The organism is Streptomyces phaeolivaceus (genome assembly GCF_009184865.1).
In the GTDB taxonomy this organism is placed as follows: domain Bacteria; phylum Actinomycetota; class Actinomycetes; order Streptomycetales; family Streptomycetaceae; genus Streptomyces; species Streptomyces phaeolivaceus.
The window spans coordinates 4313238-4332255 of sequence record NZ_CP045096.1; the positions used below are offsets into that span (position 1 = coordinate 4313238).

At 67.1% G+C, this 19018-nt stretch carries 15 protein-coding genes and 2 pseudogenes; 6 read left to right on the top strand and 11 right to left on the bottom strand.

From position 1 onward, the window contains the following. Positions 1-29 precede the first annotated feature (29 nt). From F9278_RS20145 to F9278_RS20160, 4 genes are all read right to left on the bottom strand, one after another. On the bottom strand, positions 30-2009 hold the full coding sequence (locus F9278_RS20145) for a hypothetical protein (RefSeq protein WP_193241556.1): 1980 nt from the start codon (positions 2007-2009) through the stop codon (positions 30-32). Next, complete coding sequence (locus tag F9278_RS20150) at positions 2006-3169, bottom strand: 5'-methylthioadenosine/S-adenosylhomocysteine nucleosidase family protein (RefSeq protein ID WP_152169609.1); 1164 nt, start codon at positions 3167-3169, stop codon at positions 2006-2008. The genes F9278_RS20145 and F9278_RS20150 overlap by 4 nt, the downstream gene beginning before the upstream one ends. Further along, positions 3170-3913 (bottom strand): NUDIX hydrolase, encoded by a 744-nt coding sequence (locus tag F9278_RS20155; protein WP_152169610.1) that lies wholly within the window; start codon positions 3911-3913, stop codon positions 3170-3172. It abuts the gene before it with no gap. Positions 3914-4675: 762 nt separating this feature from the next. Next, positions 4676-5899, bottom strand: a complete 1224-nt coding sequence (locus F9278_RS20160) for an IS110 family RNA-guided transposase (RefSeq protein WP_152169611.1) — start codon at positions 5897-5899, stop codon at positions 4676-4678. A 369-nt stretch (positions 5900-6268) separates the two neighbouring features. Here F9278_RS20160 and F9278_RS20165 point away from each other — a divergent pair, with 369 nt between their 5' ends. After that, positions 6269-6835 carry a Uma2 family endonuclease gene (locus F9278_RS20165; RefSeq protein ID WP_152169612.1) on the top strand — a complete coding sequence of 189 codons (567 nt, stop codon included), beginning with the start codon at positions 6269-6271 and terminating at the stop codon, positions 6833-6835. A gap of 808 nt (positions 6836-7643) precedes the next feature. Here the strand turns inward: F9278_RS20165 and ltrA are convergent. From ltrA to F9278_RS20190, 4 genes and pseudogenes are all read right to left on the bottom strand, one after another. Continuing rightward, complete coding sequence (ltrA, locus tag F9278_RS20170; RefSeq protein ID WP_152169613.1) at positions 7644-8897, bottom strand: group II intron reverse transcriptase/maturase; 1254 nt, start codon at positions 8895-8897, stop codon at positions 7644-7646. 979 nt (positions 8898-9876) lie between these two features. Beyond that, the gene (locus tag F9278_RS20180; RefSeq protein WP_152169615.1) at positions 9877-10170 is read right to left on the bottom strand and encodes an AbrB/MazE/SpoVT family DNA-binding domain-containing protein; all 294 of its coding nucleotides are present in this window, start codon (positions 10168-10170) and stop codon (positions 9877-9879) included. A 349-nt stretch (positions 10171-10519) separates the two neighbouring features. Further along, a pseudogene (locus F9278_RS20185) lies at positions 10520-10930 on the bottom strand (helix-turn-helix domain-containing protein); the annotation flags it as partial. Between the two features lie 156 nt (positions 10931-11086). Next, entirely contained in the window at positions 11087-12697 is a 1611-nt protein-coding gene (locus tag F9278_RS20190) for an ISL3 family transposase (protein ID WP_152169616.1), read from the bottom strand. Between the two features lie 26 nt (positions 12698-12723). Between F9278_RS20190 and F9278_RS47170 the strand changes: the two genes are divergently transcribed. From F9278_RS47170 to F9278_RS20205, 3 genes are all read left to right on the top strand, one after another. Further along, positions 12724-12942: a hypothetical protein gene (locus tag F9278_RS47170; RefSeq protein ID WP_152169617.1), complete on the top strand. Its 219-nt coding sequence runs from the start codon at positions 12724-12726 to the stop codon at positions 12940-12942. A 510-nt stretch (positions 12943-13452) separates the two neighbouring features. Then, the gene (locus tag F9278_RS20200; protein WP_152169618.1) at positions 13453-13719 is read left to right on the top strand and encodes a hypothetical protein; all 267 of its coding nucleotides are present in this window, start codon (positions 13453-13455) and stop codon (positions 13717-13719) included. Next, positions 13716-14162 carry a hypothetical protein gene (locus F9278_RS20205; protein WP_152169619.1) on the top strand — a complete coding sequence of 149 codons (447 nt, stop codon included), beginning with the start codon at positions 13716-13718 and terminating at the stop codon, positions 14160-14162. The genes F9278_RS20200 and F9278_RS20205 overlap by 4 nt, the downstream gene beginning before the upstream one ends. 83 nt (positions 14163-14245) lie before the next feature. Here the strand turns inward: F9278_RS20205 and F9278_RS20210 are convergent. Continuing rightward, positions 14246-15315, bottom strand: a pseudogene (locus F9278_RS20210) (transposase). Between the two features lie 638 nt (positions 15316-15953). Between F9278_RS20210 and F9278_RS20215 the strand changes: the two are divergent. Further along, positions 15954-16409 carry a DUF4232 domain-containing protein gene (locus tag F9278_RS20215; RefSeq protein ID WP_404819017.1) on the top strand — a complete coding sequence of 152 codons (456 nt, stop codon included), beginning with the start codon at positions 15954-15956 and terminating at the stop codon, positions 16407-16409. A gap of 90 nt (positions 16410-16499) precedes the next feature. Beyond that, positions 16500-16877: a hypothetical protein gene (locus F9278_RS20220; RefSeq protein ID WP_152169621.1), complete on the top strand. Its 378-nt coding sequence runs from the start codon at positions 16500-16502 to the stop codon at positions 16875-16877. A gap of 105 nt (positions 16878-16982) precedes the next feature. On the opposite strand, the gene F9278_RS20225 is transcribed toward F9278_RS20220, so the two are convergent. Together F9278_RS20225 and F9278_RS20230 are read right to left on the bottom strand one after the other, a co-directional pair. Then, entirely contained in the window at positions 16983-18419 is a 1437-nt protein-coding gene (locus F9278_RS20225; protein WP_152169622.1) for a helix-turn-helix domain-containing protein, read from the bottom strand. Between the two features lie 155 nt (positions 18420-18574). Beyond that, the gene (locus F9278_RS20230) at positions 18575-18925 is read right to left on the bottom strand and encodes a hypothetical protein (protein WP_152169623.1); all 351 of its coding nucleotides are present in this window, start codon (positions 18923-18925) and stop codon (positions 18575-18577) included. Positions 18926-19018 lie beyond the last annotated feature (93 nt).

Sequence of the window (19018 nt, forward strand, 5' to 3'; positions counted from 1 at the left end):
CCCCTGCCCACCCCAAGGACCCGGAAGAGTCAGTCGGCGGCGCGGAAGGGCGGCAGGTTGTTGGGGTTGTTTCGTTCGAGCCAACCCTTTCCGTCCGCCGCGATTCCCTCCAAGAGGCGGAAGGTGTGGGTGAAACCAGCCGAAGCGAGGTTGATCTCGGCGATTTCCCGGGCGTTTTCATCCGGTGCCAGTTGATGGGTGTCGGCGTCCTTGACACGAATGTTCCTGGCCGGCCCGTTGGTGAGGATGAGCTCCAGGTCGTAGCCAACATCGGTGCGTTCCGTGACCTGCACGGAGGAAAACGCGTCGAACCGATAGTTACTTCGCTGCTCTTTCTCGCGTTTCGCATCGGTGAAATCGAATTCCGTGCTGATTTCACGAACGCCATCCTGAGTGACCAGGAAAAGACGGAAGTTGTAGCGCGAGTATCGCCAAGGACCGCCCTTCACCCGCCCTCGCTTGTAGGGGCGTGCGGGTGTCATCAGGATGGCGTGGGTGATCAGGTCACGCCAGGTGAGTTGGTGGTGGCGGAGTGCTTCGTCGACGAACAGCGTCTTGTCGCACGTGAGCCAGTTCTCCATTTCCAGCTCGCTGGGTCGCGTGGTGTCCAGGAACGACTTCCAGTTCTGGTAAGCGACTTGCCGCGCGGTCAACTGCTCTTGATACTGCTGGGTTTCCTCGGCCATTCGGCGCTCTTCGCCTCGGGCCTCCAGCCACGAGAAAGCGGCCGCGCGTCCGGACAAGACCGCACCGACTACGGCCAGGACAGCCATCAGCAGCGACTCGCCGGAACCTGCAGCCACTGTTCCGAGCATGCCCAGAGTGGTGACGCCGAGAGCGATGAGGGCAATCACGCACAGCCCTTGCGCCACCGCAGCCGTCTGGTTCTGGCGACGTTGATCGAACAGAGTTCCTCTGTTGTGGCGGTCTCGGGCATCCTCGGCAAGATAGCGGATAAGCCAGTTGACCCGGTCCACGCTGATTCGGCTCTCGCGGTAGAGAAACGCGATCTCGGCGACGAGGCTATTACGGATGTGGATGGTATGACCGAGCCATTCCTGCGGGGCGAATCCATGCGGCGCGCGGACACTGAAGTAATGGTCGAACGAATGACGGACGCGGTTGGTGAACCCGTCCCCGGGAGAGGCGGGATCACGTGGGTGCGGGATGTGGGGCTGAGCGTTCTTGGCCTTCAGCTGATGTTCCCGGTACCACCATCGGCTCCCGGAGAAGGCCGCGGCCAGGCCCGCACCGAGCGCCACCAGCAACTCGATGACGGCTGCGGCCGGATTCGCGATCAGCGCCAGGATCCAGAGGAATGCGCTGCTGACGGCGAACAGTCCGGCGCGGACCGGGAGGGCTGCTCGGGCGGCAGCGGCGGTGCTCGGACGGGGCAGCATGGCCCGTGCCCCGATCGGGTCGGGTTCGAAATAGGCCCAGACCCGTTTGACCCGTTCGTTGGCGAAGCGATCCGTCTCGGCCCGTTCGCGGTTCTCGGCCCACAGACCGTCCTTCAGACCTCCGGTGAGTACGAGGTCGAAGTGGCGGAGGATCACGTCACGCCGACGAGGTGACAGGGCCCGCAGCCGCTCCAGTACGCGTCTTGTCTCGCCATCCGCGGTGCTGAGCATCGCCAGCAGTTCGAAGGCGATGCTCAGAGCGTCTTTCCACTCTCCGTCGACGTAGTTCCGTACGAGCCCGGAAGCATGGTGCAGCCGATGGAGTTCTTCTGTGCTGAGGTCGTGGTAGGCGCGTCCACTGAGCATGGCGAGCACCCAGTGGAAACGGACCTCCGCGTTGTCGTATCCGTGAGCGATCGCGTCACTGATCATGTCGCGGGCACGGCTGGGGATGCCATCCTCCAGGAAGCGGACACCGACGCTGTACTTCTCCTGAGGCGACGCATCAGGATGGACGAAGTAGACGTTGGAATCGTGTACGGTCTCGGCCTGGATTCCGACGGTGGAGTAACTGGCCGAATTGTTCGTGACAGGGCTTCCGTCGATCATGACAAGTCACCCGCCGCGACAACCAGTGGTGCCAGCCTGGAGACCAGCTCGGGAAACTCCGCGATCAGACCGCGTAACCTCTTGAGTGCCATGGTCGCCCTCTTGGACGATTCGGGCGTGCTCTCCCTTGCCGCCCGGCGGGCAAAGCCCAGTTCGGCCAGTGCCTCTCGGTAGGTGTCGTCGTCGGGGGCGCCGTCGGCGTGGTGACGATTCAAATGCTCCCGGAACCTGTCCAGTTCCGCGACCAAGTCCGCCGGACCGGTCACCTTCGGGTCCGCATTCACATAGACGCTGCTCCCGGTGACCGAGCCGGCCATGATGCCAACGGTGCTGTTGTGTGCGGTATTGCTGATGTGCTCCTTGAGTCCGTTGGCCGTACGTGCCTTGTCTGCCTGGGACATCGCGATCTGCTCCTGTTCTCCGACCAGTTCCACGGCCAGCCGTGTGGCGAATGCCGCCGCGCTCGCCGCCGCCCGTGGCTGCCAATTACGGTCCTCCGCGCTGCCCTTCGTACCGTCCGCCCGGTCGCTGATTCCTCGGATGATGGCCACCGGCGCCCCGTTGAGATGACCGGCCTGGGCCACACCGGCGGCCTCCATCTCGATCGCGAGCGCGTCGTTGTAGTGCTGCCGGATCCACCGCGCCTCGGCCGAGATCGTCGAGTTCTGCACGACCTCGCCGGCGGCGATCGCGCCGAAGTGCACGTGCGGCGCGCGCCCGTGACTGGGTGCGTAGTCGGCCCAGTCGTTCACACGAGCCAGATGCGAGGCGAGTTGGCTGATACCGTGCGCCGTCTCCCACACGCGGGGACGGGCCTTGAGTCCGTCGTCCTCGCTGGTCCCACCGTGGTAGGCGTACACGTGTGTCGCCATCACCACGTCGCCCAGCCTGGCGGTGTCCCACAGGGCACCTGCGACGCCGACGAACAACACGGCCACCGGCGAAAACTGCTGAATCGCACGCTCAGCGATCACCGCGGCGGAATGATTCCCCTTGTTCGCCAGACCGAGCGCGACACGACATGAAGTGCCCTGCACGGTTCCCACCTCGAACCGCGTTCCACGCTCATGACGGTGAAGCTGTGGACCGGCCAGTTTCCGGCGCACAGCCTCGTACTCGAGATTGAGGGCGGTGAGAATCACCACCAGGTCATTCGACATCTACTCCCCTTCCTCTCCCGTGTCCTCTTCCAACCCGGACGGCATGGGTCGGATCAGCGGTGGAGACAACACTGTCTTCGGCCCGGCTCGGTACAGCCGCGCGGGGCGTCCTCCCGTGGTTCTGCGCCCCGAGCCGGCGGGTATAAGGAATCCCTTTACAGCCTGGACTTTCCGGTAGAAATTACGGGTGTCGAGTTCGGTACCCCAAACCGCCTCGTACACCTTCTGCAACTCGGCTATGGTGAAGAGTTCTCCGCAGAATGCGGTGGCCAGCGCCGAGAATTCGAGCTTGGTACGAGCGCGTTCGATTCCGTCCGCCACAATCCGGCGGTGATCGAAGGCCAGTTCCAGCTCACCGGACAGGACGGATTCCGCCGGAACCCACGCGGCATCCACGGCATCTGTTCCCGCGACCGGTTCGGGGAGTCCCGGTGCGATCGCCAAGTAGGCCACAGAAACGACTCGTCCCCGTGGATCACGGGCCGCATCCCCGTAGATGGCCAACTGCTCAAGATGCACCGACCGGGCACCCAGAGCGGTTTCCTCACTCAACTCGCGGTGGGCGGCGTCCAGGATCTCCTCACCAGCGTGATTGAGGAATCCGCCAGGCAGAGCCTGCATCCCCTGAAAAGGGTCTTCGCCCCGCTCGACGAGCAGGACACACAGTCGCCCCTCACGCAGCGTCAGGATCACGAGATCGACCGTCAGCAGTACGGGGATGGGTGACCACGCGTCAACTTGCATACGGATTAAGCTACTTCAATTCCTGTCACTATGACAAGAATGGGTGTACGGAGGCCGTTGGCGCTGTAGGCGGTGGCGCGCCGAGCGCTCGACTCGGCGCCCGCTCCGCGGCCTGGTGTGGGCCGATCGTGGTCAGCTGGTTCGGTGTTGCGTCGAAGCAGCTCGGGGACAGGTACTTGCGTTCCTGGAAGGTGTGGAGAGCTGCCTGGACTGACGGTCGGACGGGGCCACGTCGGTGGAGCCGACGATCGCACGACAGGACAGACGCCGGACGAGGTGAAGTGGGAGCGCGGCATCGGACGGCCCAGGCACCTCGGCGACGCCGTAAGAGTGGCTCTCGCTCCGCCATCACGGCGGCGAGCGACATCTTCTGGGCTCGTTGCAGCCAACGGATCTCGGCCCAGTCCTCCAGTCAGCCTGATCTGCTCACGCCAGAACCATCGAATTCGACCGCGCTTCGGCGTTTCGGTGCGTCCCGCGGTCCGGGTTCTGCGACGGCTCACGTCGCCGAGTGGTGTGGCTGACAAGTCGACCGGCTCGCGTCGTTGCCGGTCGACCGCGGGGGGGTGCCCCTATCTGTTTCGTCAACCCTGGTGGGGCCGGCTTGTAGGGGTTGATCCTGGTTTTCGGGAACGTTCCGCGAAGCGGGATGTTCCCGGTGGATCGGGTGGCTGATGGGCAGCCCGGTGGCCGGCCAGGGCCGCAGTGGCCGTGCCGGTGCGCGGGTGTGATGGGGCCTGGAGGGCAGAGGCGGCGGAGGCGTCAGGCAGCGAGGCCGACATCGCCCGGGGTGCGTGCTTCGTAAAGAGCCCCAGTGCGGATCATCGCGTGGATGACGTTCACGCGCTGGCGGGCCAGGCGGAGGATCGCCTGGGTGTGGGTCTTGCCGCGTGCGCGCTGGCGGTCGTAGTAGATCCGGGAGGACGGGTCGGACTTGCAGCCGATCGCCGCGAACGCGGCCTGGAACAGGGCACGTTTGAGGAGCCGGTTGCCGCGGTGGGGTGCGTGCTCGCCACGAATCGAGGTGCCGGAGGACTTCGTGGCCGGGGCGAGCCCGGCGTAGGAGGCGAGGTGTCCGGAGCTGGGGAAACCGGTGCCGTCACCGATCGCGACGATCACGGCGGCCGTGGTCCTGACGCCCAGGCCGGGCAGCGACGTCAGGAGGTGGAAAAGAGGGAGGGCCTCCAGCAGGGCGGCGATCTCCTGCTCGGCCTGGCGGCGCTGGGTGTGGGCGGCGGCGAGCTGGGCGGCCAGACCGGGCACGATCAGCGCGGATGCCTCGGTGCCGGGAACGACGAGGGTCTGCTCGGCGAGCGCGTCGAAGATCTCGGTGGTGAGGTGATGGGCCTTGCGCGAACCGTGCACCTTGAGCAGGGCCTCGCAGCGGGCCCGGCCCAGCTTCTTCAGCCTCGCCGGGGAGCCGTGGCGCTGGAGGAGGGCCTGGATGTAGGGGTAGGCCAGGCGGGGGCCGAGGACGCGTTCGAGGGAAGGGTGGATCTGGGAGAGCAGGCCGCGCAGCCGGTTGGTGGTGCGGTTGACCTCGCTGGCCAGGTCGTTGTCGTAGCCGGTGAGCATGGTCAGCTCGGCCAGTACCTCGTCGTCGCGGTCCACCGCGCGCAGGGTGTGCGGCATGGTGCGGGCGGTCTCGGCGATCACGAACGCGTCGCGGGCATCGGTCTTGGCCTCACCCGGGTGCAGGTCGGCGGCCCGCCGCATCGACAGCCCCGGCAGGTAAGCCACCCGGCAGCCCGCCGCGCGGGCCACCGTCAGCGGCAGCGCACCGATGTTGGCGACCTGGTCCACGATCACCAGAACGGTGCCGAACTTCGCCACCAGCCTGGTGAACAGCTCCAGCAGTCGCGGCTCGGTGTTGGGCAGCCGCTTGTCGTGCACCGTTCTGCCGTCCTCGGTCCGGCCGTGGGCGTGGTGGAACTCCTTGCCCAGGTCCAGGCCGAGGAAGAGATCTATCGCGGTCGTGTCGACCATGCGCGCCTGCCCCTCGCCACTCGTCTCCTGAAACTCCCGGCCGTCCCTGCGGCACCACACGCCGGCAACCACGTTACGCAGACATGCCGCCCGTGAAGCGGCCCGGCATTGCGCCGGACCAGGCGGTCGTCAGGCCCCTCATCAGCGGTCAAGCGGTGCCCCGAAGCCCGGCGGCAACACCCCCCAGGTCATGCACTTCGACAGGGGGCACACAGCCATACCGGACCCGGGGGCCAGGCGCCCCGTTGCGGGGCCACGGAAAAGGTAACGGGGGTGGGCGTGAGCGAGATCAGCATGCCGCACGGACGGCAGACAGTACGCTGAATCCTGCGGGATCGGGCCCGCGGCACAGTGTCCGGGAGGTGCTTCATGACGGCCGAGATGGTGGCCCCGGCGTGGATGCATGAGCAGATCACGGCGGAGGTCTACGAGTCCTGGTCCGAGGAGCAGTGCGCCGGTATCGAGATCGTGGACGGGATGGTCGTCGTGAGTCCGAGCGCGTCCAAGCGGCACAACCGACTGGCGCGGATTCTCGCGAACGCCCTGGATGCCGCCGCGGGCCCGGAGTGGAACGCCGACACGGACTTCGACGTCCGGCTTCAGGACGTCCCGCTCACCAATCGTCGCCCGGACGTCGTCGTGTACCGCGCAGACACGATCGACATCACCCCGACCCGCCCTGAACACGTGCTGCTGGTCGCGGAGGTGGTGTCGCCGGGCTCGGAGACCACCGACCGGATCGTGAAGGTCGATCAGTACGCCAAGGCAGGCATCGGCTTCTACTGGCGGATCGAGCAGGCCGCGACAGGCGTGGCTCTCGTCTACACCTACGTTCTCGACCCCGCGACGAAGACCTATCGGGACGGAGACGTCTTCACCGGCGTCCTCAAGGCAGCAGCCCCCTTCCCGGTGGAGATCGACCTCGGCCAGATCTGACCACCAGCTTCTCAGCAGTCGGCAGGGCGTGAGCGATGCGTGAGCGATGCGTGAGCGATGCGTGAGCGATGCGTGAGCGGACGGTCCGAGACAGGGCGGTATGAGCCGGATCAAGTGGCTCACCGCGTGGCTCTGACCAGGGCAAACAGCACCGTGCGGCAGCGCCAGGCACCACCCGGCAAGGATTCGATCCCACTCCTAAAGCGGGTGTCGCAGGTTCGAATCCTGCCGGGGGCACCATGTAGTACGCCGCTGACCTGGGGTTTCCTCCCCAGGGAGGCGCTCCAATCGGCCTCGGACTCCTCGTCCGGGGCCGTTTCCGTGAGCGGACGGGGAGTTGATCTCCCGAGAATCTCCCAACGGATGAGCATCCGAAACGAACTCGAGTCGAGTATCTCCGTGTGCTGTGGGGTTCGGCCTCCGCTCCAGGAACGGCGTTCTCGGAACTGGCACGGGCGCGGTACGAGCCGGCCTGCGGCCTCGGTGATCGCCAAGTCCGCCTGGGCGCAGGCTGACATACGTGTCGGCTGTGACGGTGATCGAGGAATGGCGAACACCCGGCCGCATAGGCCAGCGTTGCCGCGCCGTCGCGCAGGTCGTGAAGCAGGACCGGCGCGAGGCGTTCTCCTCGCACAGCTCGATGAACCGCCTGGTGACGCGGGCGAGGTGGATCGGTTCTCCGTTCCAACCGGTGAAACCCCGCCATGACTTTCGGCAGCACGACCCCAGCAGGGCAATCGGGTAGGAGGGACGGGTCGCCCGTCCCTCCTCCCACACCACCGGACATGCGGGTCACGCATCCGGCGGTTCACCAAGCTGGTCTCAACCGTTGCCAGGTCGGCTTGAGCATCTTCAGGCCCAGGTCGTCCCAGTAGGAGATGGGCAGTGCCCTGTCCAGAACAGGTGACTTCGCGACCCGCCAGTAGCCTTTGCTGCTGGCCGCCCATTCCCGAGCATCACGCTCACCGATCCCGAGCGCCCGCAGGTTACGACGTCTGGTCGCGTACCGTTTCCATTCCTTCCAGCGGATCTGCCGCATCCTGCGACGGAACCACTTGTCCAGCTCCTGGAACACCTTGGGAGTGTCCGCGAGCTGGAAGTAGCCCATCCAGCCTGTGGTGAAGCGGTTGATCTGCGCGATGCGGTCAGCCATCGCAACGCTCCACCGGCGCGAGGTCAGCTCCTTGAGCCGAACCTTCAGGCGTTCGACCGCCTTCGGGTCGACCCGGACCCTGACCTTCCCACCCCGGACAAAGTAGAAGCCGAACCCCAGCATCGTCATGACGGAAGCTGGGACCACCTTCGACTTCACCCGGTTGACCTTCAGTTTCAGCCGCTGCTCGACCACGGCCGTGACCGAGTCGAGCACCCTCTGAGCAGCCCGCTTGCTCCGCACGAAGATCCGCAGATCGTCGGCGTAACGTGCGAACCGGTGACCGCGCCTGAACAGTTCCCGGTCCAGGTCGTCGAGCATGATGTTCGACAGGACGGGCGAGAGCGGGGAGCCCTGCGGGGTCCCCTCCCTGCCCGGCGTCTTCACGCCGTCCACCATGACCCCGGCTTCCAGATACCTGCGAACCAGCTTCAGGACCCTGCGGTCAGTGACCTTGCGCGCGACCCGTGCCATCAGGACATCGTGCTGGACCCGGTCGAAGAACCGGTCCAGATCAAGGTCCACGACCCACCGGTTGCCGTCCTCGATGGCACGCCGCGCGACCCTGACCGCCTGATGGGCGGACCGGCCGGGACGGAACCCGAAGGACGACCCCGAAAAACCAGGGTCGAAAATGGGCACGAGCACCTGCGCGACGGCCTGCTGGATCAAGCGGTCCAGCACCCGCGGCACCCCCAGCATCCGCTCACCGCCGCCAGGCTTCGGGATGATCACCTGACGGACCGGCGCCGGCCGGTAGATGCCCGCATCGAGTTCGGCCCGGACCTCGGGCCAGTGCACCGCGATCCACGGCCTGAGTTCGGCCGTGGTCATACCGTCCACCCCGGGAGCACCCCGGTTCACCTCGACACGGTTGAGCGCCGCGAGCAGGTTCTCCTTCGAGAGCATCAACTCCCAAAGCGAGGAACGCTGTTCGCGGTGAACGTCCTCCGTGGAGTGCGCCGACCGGCCACTACGCTCCGCCGTGGGCTCCGCCGGATGCACCGGCTCCTCCCCCCGCGGCACCGCCGAAGCAGTGTTGCTGCGGTCCCTGTGACCAGCACGAGCAACCACCACATCACCCGTTCCACTCGATGTTCAGCCCTTCCCAGCCACCGTGCCCATCCCGGCTGGTACTACGGCCTCTGCTGACTTCTGCCCGGTCAGCCCGCACCTTCCAGCACGGACCGTCGGCGCGGCGACATCTTCAGCACAACCGACACCCGGACAGATCTCCCCAGGTAAGAACGATCACTGTCCCTGGATCCCCGCCGCGTCTACGCACTGGCCTTCTTGGCAGTGACGGGCTTCACCTTCGCGTGCAGGCTCACCCGACCAGTACGCCTCATACACGGTTCGTGTTCCTCGGTACCCAGGTCTCGCCTCGGGCTTCCTCCAGACCCCACCTCACGATGACGCCCTTGCCTCCGGCTCGGGGTTAGCACCACCTCTTCCCCCAGGGGACTTCCACCCCCAAGCAACCGCCCATGCTGGGCGCACACACAAGAGCGGCCCACCACGTGTATCAGGTGGGCCGCTCTCGGTCTCTCAGGCGGGACCGGGATCGAAGATCTCGTGTCCACCAACCCGGCGCCAGATAACGTGCGGCTCACCTTGGCGGAGTTCATCTCCGTACTGCCAGGTGGCGCGCCCGTCAGGCGCCCAAGTCATTTCCATGATGGGACGATCGCCGTCAGGGAGCCTGACTCCCTGTACCGGCTTGACCCGGAGGCCGGGCCGAAACTGCCCAGTCGCGACATCCGGTACGAACTTCTTCCGGACGGCGTCCTCGAACCGCTCTCGCTCCTGCGGAAGGAGCTTCTTGAAATCGCGGTCGAAGCGGGCAGTCGTCGCGAAAGTCGGCAATAGGGCCTCCGGCGGGTCGGGGTCAGCTCTCCTTGTCGAGGTGCGCGAACATGCCGTCCACGTCCTCGTGACGGGTTGTGCGCCCAGCCGCGATGTCCTCGCTGGCCTCGCGCTCACCCGCCTGCCACCGCTCCGCCCAGAACCATGCCTGATCGGTGCGGATCTTCCTCAGCCCGTGAACCTCGACGACTCCGGCGTCGTTGATCTCGAACTCAAGCTCGTCACCTGGGGAGACCCCCAGCGCCTCGCGTACGCCTGCGGGCAGCGTCAGCTGCCCCTTGTCGCGCACGCTGGCCTGGAACGTAGCCGCAGCCATGGATGACCTCCCACTCTCACCTTCCATGTCTTCTCCACTACTCAGACTACCCAGGATTTAGTTAAATTGCGACTCTGCGACTCTCCAACTTTGTAACTTTCTCACAGTCTACCATCGCCGGTAGTAGCCAAGGGCCCCAGGCGCGCGGTACGAGCCGGCTGTGGCCTCGGCGGTCGCCGGATCCCCATCGAGGTCCCGGCATGGGGAGTCAACAGAGCGACCGGAGGTAGCCCGTTCAGCAAGAGGAGCTCCGACAGGCCCACGCGCGCGAGCGGACAGGCCGATCCCAACACCCTCTTCAGACGAACATGGCAGCCAAATCCCCTGATACCAGGACCGGCGGGCGTCCGCTCTGCCCATAGCCCAGGGGGATGTCCGCGTCGGGGAACCACAGGTCGCACTGGGCCAGCTCACCGGGCCGATAGACCGTGCGCGAGACCGGATCGATGGGGACATAGGCCGGCCGCAGTTCCCGGATCCGGTCCTCGAGGATGGTCATGCCCCTCTCCCAGCCGATCCGCTCGGCGATCACCGTCGCGGGCATCGTCGGGGTCTCCCGCAGCAGTTCCCGGATCTGCACGTCGACCGCGTCGACGGCCGAGCCTTTGGCCGGCCGCCGGTACTGCGGCGGCCGGTCGCTGGCCAGGGCACGCTTGACGGTGTTCTTCGAGATGCCCAGATGCCGTGCGATGGCCCTGATCGGCATCTGCTCGGCCCGGTGTAGCCGACGGATCTCTGCCCAGTCCTCCACGAGGATCACCTTCCCTCCTGCCCTTGATCACCAAGGCCAGAGTCAGACGAAGATCACCAAGTGGGTCAGTTTTGATCCGCCGTCAGAGGGTCAGCGTTCGGGTTCTGGATCACTTTCCGTGCAGCACTGACGGACGGTCACGGGCCCGCCCCGGTCGCCGTACGGTCACCCGGCCAGGAGGACGCGCTTGCGGAGCAGGGCCAAGCCCGCGCGGCCGAACATCTGCCGCTTCAGCATCTTGATCCGGTTCACCTGCCCCTCCACCGCTCCCGAGCTGAACGGCAAGGTCAGCCCCGCCTCCACCGCCCGCAGATCACATCCGATCCCGTTCACGAACGACAGCAGCTCAGGCAGGCTGCTGGCTTTCACGCTGTCGATCCAGGTCCCGAGCTTCTCGCCGGCACGCGCGTTCATCATCTCGGCGAAGGCCCGGACATGCTCAGCGGTGGCGTTGAGCTCGGGGCACCGGGCCAGGATGTCCTTGAGCCGCAGGGTCTCGTCCTGGGTGAGGTTGTCGGGGTGCCGAGCGATCCAGCTGGTCACGTCCCGGACCGACGGGGGCCGCCTCCGGTCGGCGGGCTTGGCCCCGGCACGCAAGGGTTTGAGATAGTCGCGGACGACCGAGTAACCGCCGCGGAAGCCCGCAGCCGTGATCTCGTCGGAGAGCTTCTTGGCGCTGGTGCAGCCCTCTTGCCACCGCTGGTGGAGGTAGGGCTTGTAGTCATCGAGGATGCTCGCACGGCCCTGCCATTTGCCCTCGCTCAGCTCCTCGGCCGTGTCCGCGCGGGCGAACTTGCGCACGGTATTGCGGGCCAGGCCGAGCTCGCGGCTGATTGCACGCAGGGTGAGCCCTTTACCGATCAGGGCGTGTATCTCCTGATGGCGGTCGCGGGTGCGGTCGGCGCAACGGTGGGCGCTCCGTTCCGCCTTCGCGGCCTCGGTGATCTTCTCCAACTCGGCGGTCGCAGCGGCGGACGCCTCGGGACTGGGCGCTGGTTCGGGGGCCCGCAGCTGAGTGGAGTGCCTGGCCACGCAGCGTTCCACGGCTTCGGTGAGGTTGTGGTAAAGGTGCCAGCGGTCTGCGACTTGCACGGCATCGGGGGCTCCGAGGCGGGCGCCTTCGGCGTAGCCGCTGGCGCGGTCCCGGCAGATGATCTCGACGCCGGGGTGGTCGGCCAGCCAGCGGGCCAGGGTCGCCGATTCGCGGTCAGGAAGCAGGTCGATCGGGCGGCGGGTCTCGACGTCGATCAGCACAGTGCCGTAGACGTGGCCCTTACGCAGGGCGAAGTCGTCGACGCCGAGCACGCGCGGCGTCATGGTCGGCGGATCGGGCAGGGCCCGGATCAACCGCAACAGAGTGGAACGGCTGACGTCGGCGCTCAGCACTTCGGCCAGCCTGGCGCCGGCTCGTCCGGCCAACATCAGCGCGACCACCTGCAAGACGTTGTGCAGCCGCTGACTGCGCCGCCCGTGCCGGAAGGTGAGTCCGTTGATCTGCTCGACGAACGTCGCTCGGGGGCAAGCCGCGACCGGGCAGCGGAAACGCCGGACTTGCAGGTGCACGACCACCGGCCGCCCACCCACCGCAGCGTCCGCCAAGCGACGCTCGTAACCGCTGTGGACCCGCCGTGATGTTGCCCCGCAGCTCGGGCAGGCGGCGTCACCCGCGCGTGCACGGGCCGTCACGGTGATCGCTTCCTCACTCAGCCCGACATCGTCGACCCGCAGGCCGTCCAGGTCGGCGAACAGGACATCCTCCACCTCTATGTCACTCACAGACCTGGATCGTCAGGTATACGGCGATGACGGCGCAGGGAAGCACCGAAAGTGATCACAAGTCGTCGCTGTCGTTCGTGAACGGGATCGGATGTGATCTGCGGGCGGTGGAGGCGGGGCTGACCTTGCCGTTCAGCTCGGGAGCGGTGGAGGGGCAGGTGAACCGGATCAAGATGCTGAAGCGGCAGATGTTCGGCCGCGCGGGCTTGGCCCTGCTCCGCAAGCGCGTCCTCCTGGCCGGGTGACCGTACGGCGACCGGGGCGGGCCCGTGACCGTCCGTCAGTGCTGCACGGAAAGTGATCCAGAACCAGCGTTCGGCCGTCGTCGAGACTCGCGTGCACCAGTGCCCGCTCCCCTTGAGCGAGAAGCATTCCGGGCGCGTGAGCGATGCGTGAGCGGATAGTCCGGCACGAGGTGTCAACGAGCAGGATTGAGCACGAGGCGGCGTGGCGCTGACCAGGTGCAACAGCCCCACGCGGCAGTCTCCGGCACCACCCGGCAAGGATTCGATCCCACTCCTAAAGCGGGTGTCGCAGGTTCGAATCCTGCCGGGGGCACCGCCTGCGTAGCGGGTCAGAGGGTTGCAGGCCCCCGTTCTGTTCGGACGGGGGTCTTCTACTCCAGCAGTACTTCCTCATGTCTGGAGTTCGTAAAGAGTCCACGTCCCCATGCGAATCCGTCGGGGAGCAGCCTGGGCAGGCGGGGACCCCGAGGAGGCCGAGCCGCGCCGGGCGAGATCTGACATACTCGAAGTATGGCAACTCGGAAGATCACCATCACCGTGCCGGAAGAGCTGGTGGAATCGATCAAAGAGCGCGTCGATGCGCGCGGTGTGTCCGGCTACATCGCGGCTGCCGCCGCTCATCAGGACGCCATGGACCGACTGCGCGAACTGGCCGAACGTCTCGAAGAAGAGCACGGCGCCGTGACGGACGACGAGCAGCAAGCAGCGCTGGACCGCATCGCCGCGATTGACGGCTGGCATGACGAACAGCGGCCCAGTTCGGACGAGGCCGCGTGAGCCACACCGCCCGAGCGAAGCTGCACCGGCCGCGGCAGAGAGTCTTCGTGTTCGACTCCGAGGCTCTCTCCAGGGCGGTTCAGGGCGATCGGGAGGTGGCCGCGCTGATCAAGACGGCTCCGCGGTTGGACATCCCGATCGTCACCTCCTCGCTCACGACCTTGGAGGCGTGGGACCCTCGCGAAACGTCGAAGCAGGCACTGTGGACCTGGACGCTGTCCCGGATCCGCATCGTGCACACGGACGACCAGGTGATCGCCATGGCGCGCGACATGCTGAAGGCAGCCGGCCTGCACGGGCGCAAGTACGCCATCGACGCCGTTCTGGCGGCTGTGGCCGGGCTTGAAGCCATGCGGGGAGCTCAGGCAACCGTCTTCACCTCCGACACCGACGACATGAATCAGCTCCTCGCGGGACACCCCGTCCGAGTGGAGAAAGTCTGACGAGACGCCGCCCACCCAGCCGGGGGCACCGATCGAAAGGCCCCGGACCGACCAGGGATGCTGTTGGTTAATCCGGGGCTTGCCTACTTCGCCCCGTCGATCGTTTGATCGGCGGGGCGAAGTGCTGCGAAGTGGCTGGTGCGAGTGAGGGCTCGTGGTTGGCCGGTGAGGTGGGCGTCGATGCGGGCGAGGTTGATCGCGGCGCCGGTGAGCTGGTGCTGGAGGCTGGTCTTCGCGAGGCCTCGGTAGCGGGATCCGCGCAGACCGCAGCGCCCGACGGCCTGGGAGATGGTGCCCTCGGCACCGGCACGGATCTTGTACCGCTCCTTCCAGGCATCGGTTCGCTGCTCGGCTCGGGCCGTGCGGACGGTTTCGTGTTCTTCGCGGCCCTGCCGGAGGTTGAGCTCGCGGCGCTGGGCTGTGGGTGAGTTGACGCAGTCACGCAGGTGAGGGCAGGGGCGGCAGTCGGCCGGGCTGAATCGGACCCGGATGACGGGCAGGTTCTGCTGGGAACGCCGCTCGGCCCACTGCGTACTGACGACGCTGTTGGGGCAGGTCACCTGTTCGCGGTCCCAGTCGATGGTGAAGGCGTCCTGCCCGAAAGGGCCGTCGGCCGATGCCGCGGTGTCGGCGGCCATCGGCCCGTGCGGGACGACTCCGTGTTCGCGGCGGGCGGTCACGACCTGGCCGGTGGTGGGATATCCGGCATCGACCCAGTGCTCACCGGGCAGGCAGTCCCGCATCGCAGGCCCTTCTCCCGGGCCGCGGCCAGGATGCCGTCCAGCATCCGCCGCCCGGCGTCAGCCTCCACCAGCCGGTCCCGGAACTCCGACAGCACCGAGAAGTCGAACCCCGGATCGTCGAGCTGAAGGCCGAGCGCGTACTTGAAGCCGATCCTGGCCCGGACCGCTTCCGCGGCCTGCCGGTCGGTGAGCCCTTCGACGAACTGCAACACCAGGACCAGCGCGAGCCGACCCGGTGACCAGGCAGGCCTGCCCCGCACCGGGAACAGATCCACGAACTCCTCGTCCGTGAACAGCGACCCCAGTTCGTCCCGCACCCGGATCGCCAGGCTCCCCTTCGGGAACGCGGCCCGCGCCACCCGCACCGTCTCCGCCGGGATCTCTCCAGATCCCTTCGGCTGCATCGACATCCGCACCCACCCCATACGACAACGTCGGCCTTCAAGACCACAACCGGGTCTTGAAGGCCGACGTCACGCCAGGCCCCGGATTAACCAACCGCATCCGACCTTGGTCCGGGGCCTTTGGCGTTCGCTTCTGACATCGGCGAGGGCGGTCAGTCGCAGCCGGGCGGCTCTTGAGCGGGCGATCCACGTGGGTGGGGGTGAGGGTGAGGGTGGCGGTGCCGGGGGCTTTCGGTGGGTGGGCGGTCGTCCGTCTCAGGGGGGTGGCATCCCAGGTGGGCATCCCAGGCTTCGGTGTTTCCGCAGGTCACCGGGTTGGGATTGTTCCGCTGTTGCGGGTGGGGTGGCGGCTGTTGTCCCGGGTCGGCGGGGCGTCCGATGCTACGGCTGTCGCACCGGCTGAAGCGGCCGGCCGCCCGGCGGCACCACGGCGCTCCGGCTCGCCCGTCCACCGTTTCACCGTTTCACCGTTTCACCGTTTCACCGTTTCACCGTTTCATTTATCTACTGAACAGAAGAGGAATACGCAGATGAACGTGAAGTCCCTTGCCGGTCGCCGTGCGGCCGTGGCTGCGGGTCTTGTGTTGGCGCTCGGTTGTGGTGTGTCGGCGCAGGCCTCCGCCACCGGTGGCAGTGGTGGCGGTGTGGCCAAGGGCGGCGTTGCCGTCTGTGACCAGAGGGTGCTCGGGGTGTCTGCCAGCAAGGAGCCCGCGGACAGTGCGGATGCCAGGCATCTCCTTCTCACCGTTCAGAACACCGGTGACAAGAAGTGCGACCTCTACCGCTACCCCCTCGTGCGGCTCGGCGACGGTCGGAAGACGGCCCGTGTGATCGCGGAGAGCGACCCGCACCCGGGGGTTCCCGTCACCCTCGCTCCGGGTGAGGAGGGGTACGCCGGTCTGGTCGTCAACGGCCCCATGGACGAGTACGAGGCCAAGAGCATCACCCTCGGCCTCCAGGGGCGCAAGGCCGGCAGCAGCGTGGGCAAGCCGATCGACGTCCCCATGCCCGTGGAGACGTTGTACGCCAACGACTTCCAGCGCGTCACCTACTGGACGACCGCTCCCGGATTCGCCCTGGATTTCATCATGTCGAGGTGACGGGCCCCGATCGGGACCGCTTCCGGCAGATCCGCCGCCTGTCACGGGCGGACTGCAACATTCACGTCATTCTTGATTCTTGGAGGTCTGATGAAGCCCGTCATCCGTAAGGTCGCAAGCTTCGCGGGGGTGAGCCTGGCCGTCGCGGTCATGGCCATGAGCGGTGCGTCCGCGGCCCACGCGGAGTCCCCCACCCAGGGCTGCCCCTACCCCTACGTCTGCTTCTACGTGGACAACGGGGCCCTGATCGCGGGCAATCCGCTCTCGAAGTACAAGGACGTCACCAGTGGCTATCAGGCGGTCACGCCCCGGCCGCACTACGGGGTCCTGAACACCCGGAACGACGACGTGGTGCACCTGCGGCTCCAGAGCGGGGGCTCGATCTGCCTCGGGCCGAACACCCAGACCGTGTTCAGCAGTTCCTACATCGTCAACGGGATACGGATATCCAGCAGTTCCAGGTGCTGAATGCGCGGGAATGCCGGGCGGGTGGCGCGCGTGATCGCGTCCGCCGTCCGCCGGGCGCCGGGCGGCCCCGGTGGTCTCGTCGTGTTGCCTCGTCGAGTTGCCTCGTCAGGCGCCGTCGCCGGTTTCCCCCTCCTCGTAGACGGTGGTCATGGGCACCCAGCCGGCGGGGTCGCGGTACCAGTAGTGCGGTAGGCCCTTGATGTCGGTGGTACGGAACGGGCGGCCGTGGTCGTCGATGCGTACCGTGCCGGTCCGGCCCTGTGAGGACCAGTCGAGTTCCACGTACCAGTCGCAGGTGCAGGAATCGGTGCGCGCGGAGAGCAGCAGGACCTCCGGCTCCTGCAGCGACACCTGGTACGGGAAGTCGATCGCGGGGCTCGGCCTGTCCGTCTCGTTGCCGGGAATCGAACGGGCCAGGGGGCGGCGCGCGTCCAGGTCCACGGAGAAGTGGCGGGGGATGAGGATCGCGCCGCAGCCTTCGTACATGGAGTACGCGATGCCTCGGCGGGCAGCGGGGGTCGTGCGGTCGACCACCCGTACATGCAGTGCCTCCAGGACGACGGCTGCGGAGCCGCGTCCCTGCACCGAGATCCGCAGATGGGTGGTGCGCCCGTGCACCGCCCCCAGGGACGAGGCCCAGGCCGCCGCGTCCTGTGGGGCCGGGGGCGGCGGGACCTGCTGCGGTGGCTTGGCTACGACGTAGTCGTGGTCGCATTCGGGTCGCCAGATGTGGGAGTTGGCCGTCCAGGTGAGTGGGGCCGTCGGGGGCGCCCCTGTGTCTGCGCTCTCCCTGTTCTCCTGCTGGCTGGCACCGCCCGTGAGCGATGCCGAGGGCTTTGGTGTGGTGCGGTCCGAGGCCGATGATTCGCCGCCGGTGGAGGGGGTGCCCGCAGAGGGGGATCCGGCGGAGGGGTGCGGGCTGTCGCCGTTGTGTGTGGGCGATGCCGAGGGGCCTGGTGCGGTGCGGGCTGAGGCCGTCGACTCGCCGTCGCCCGAGGGGGGTCCGGCAGCGGATGCGGTCAGGCCGGTGAGTGCGACGGCGAGCGAGGCCGCCAGTGTTATCGATCGCATGAGCCGTCGTCGGGGACGGATGGGGAGAGGGACGGCGAGGGGGACGGGAAGGGGGAGGGGTAGGGGGAGGGGTCCAGTTGTGGGGGCGTGCGGCGTGGTCGAGGGGCTGCTGTGGGTCTCGGGTGCGGCCGATGGCGCGGTGGTGCTCGTGGTGCACGTGGTGCTCGTGGTGTCGTGGGGCTTCGGTGCCCGGCGGGCGGCGGATGGGCGGGTTCGTTGACGTGCCGCGACTGCCAGGATCCATCGGCGGTGCAACTCCACGCGCTCCTCGGGGGAGGCTCCGCAGAGCGCGGCGAACCGCTCGATCCCGGTGAAGTCGAGGGGAACCGCCTCGCCGACGCAGTAACGGTGCAGCGTGGAGGCATGCATGTTCAGGCGGCGGGCCAGCGCCGCGTAGCTGCGGTCCGTTCGCTCCTTCAGACGCGTCAGCAGCAACGCGAACTCCGCTACATCGTCGTGGATTTCATCCATGTGGCCCGTACTCGCATCCATCTGTCGGCCTGTGCGGTCATGTCCCGATCCGGGACGGCGTCACAGGTGCTCCCCGTACCTGTACGTCAATACGGCTGTGACGGTTTCGGGGTTGCGTCGTCCCGCTCTTTTCCTCGCTCCTCAACTGCGGCTGGTCAGGCGGGTATCCAGTCGGGCCACGGTGGTGGGACGTTACTCGCGGGGCAGAGGCCGGAGTCGCCGGGATAGCCGTCCAGCGTTCCTCGGGTCGCGAAGAACCACCATGCCGACCACACCGTCGCGACGATCACCAGCAGTGTCGGCAGTGAGCGGCGGATCGCCGTCGGCATGCGAGGCGGCAGAAGCGTCAGGCGTCGGCCGATGGCCCGGGACGCGAGGCCGACGAGTGCTTCGGCTCCCACGACGAGAGGGAGCAGGAAGTTGAGTTCGAAGCGTCCGCCCGCGTCGTAACCCGCGTCGCAGTAGGCGCGCGCCCAGACGGTCAGCGACCAGGCGACGCAGCCCATGACGGCTCCGAACAACGCTGAGCCCGCCCAGGGGAGACAGGAAGGGGATCCCGGCTCGGCTGTGTGCATGACATGACACGACATCGAACGCAC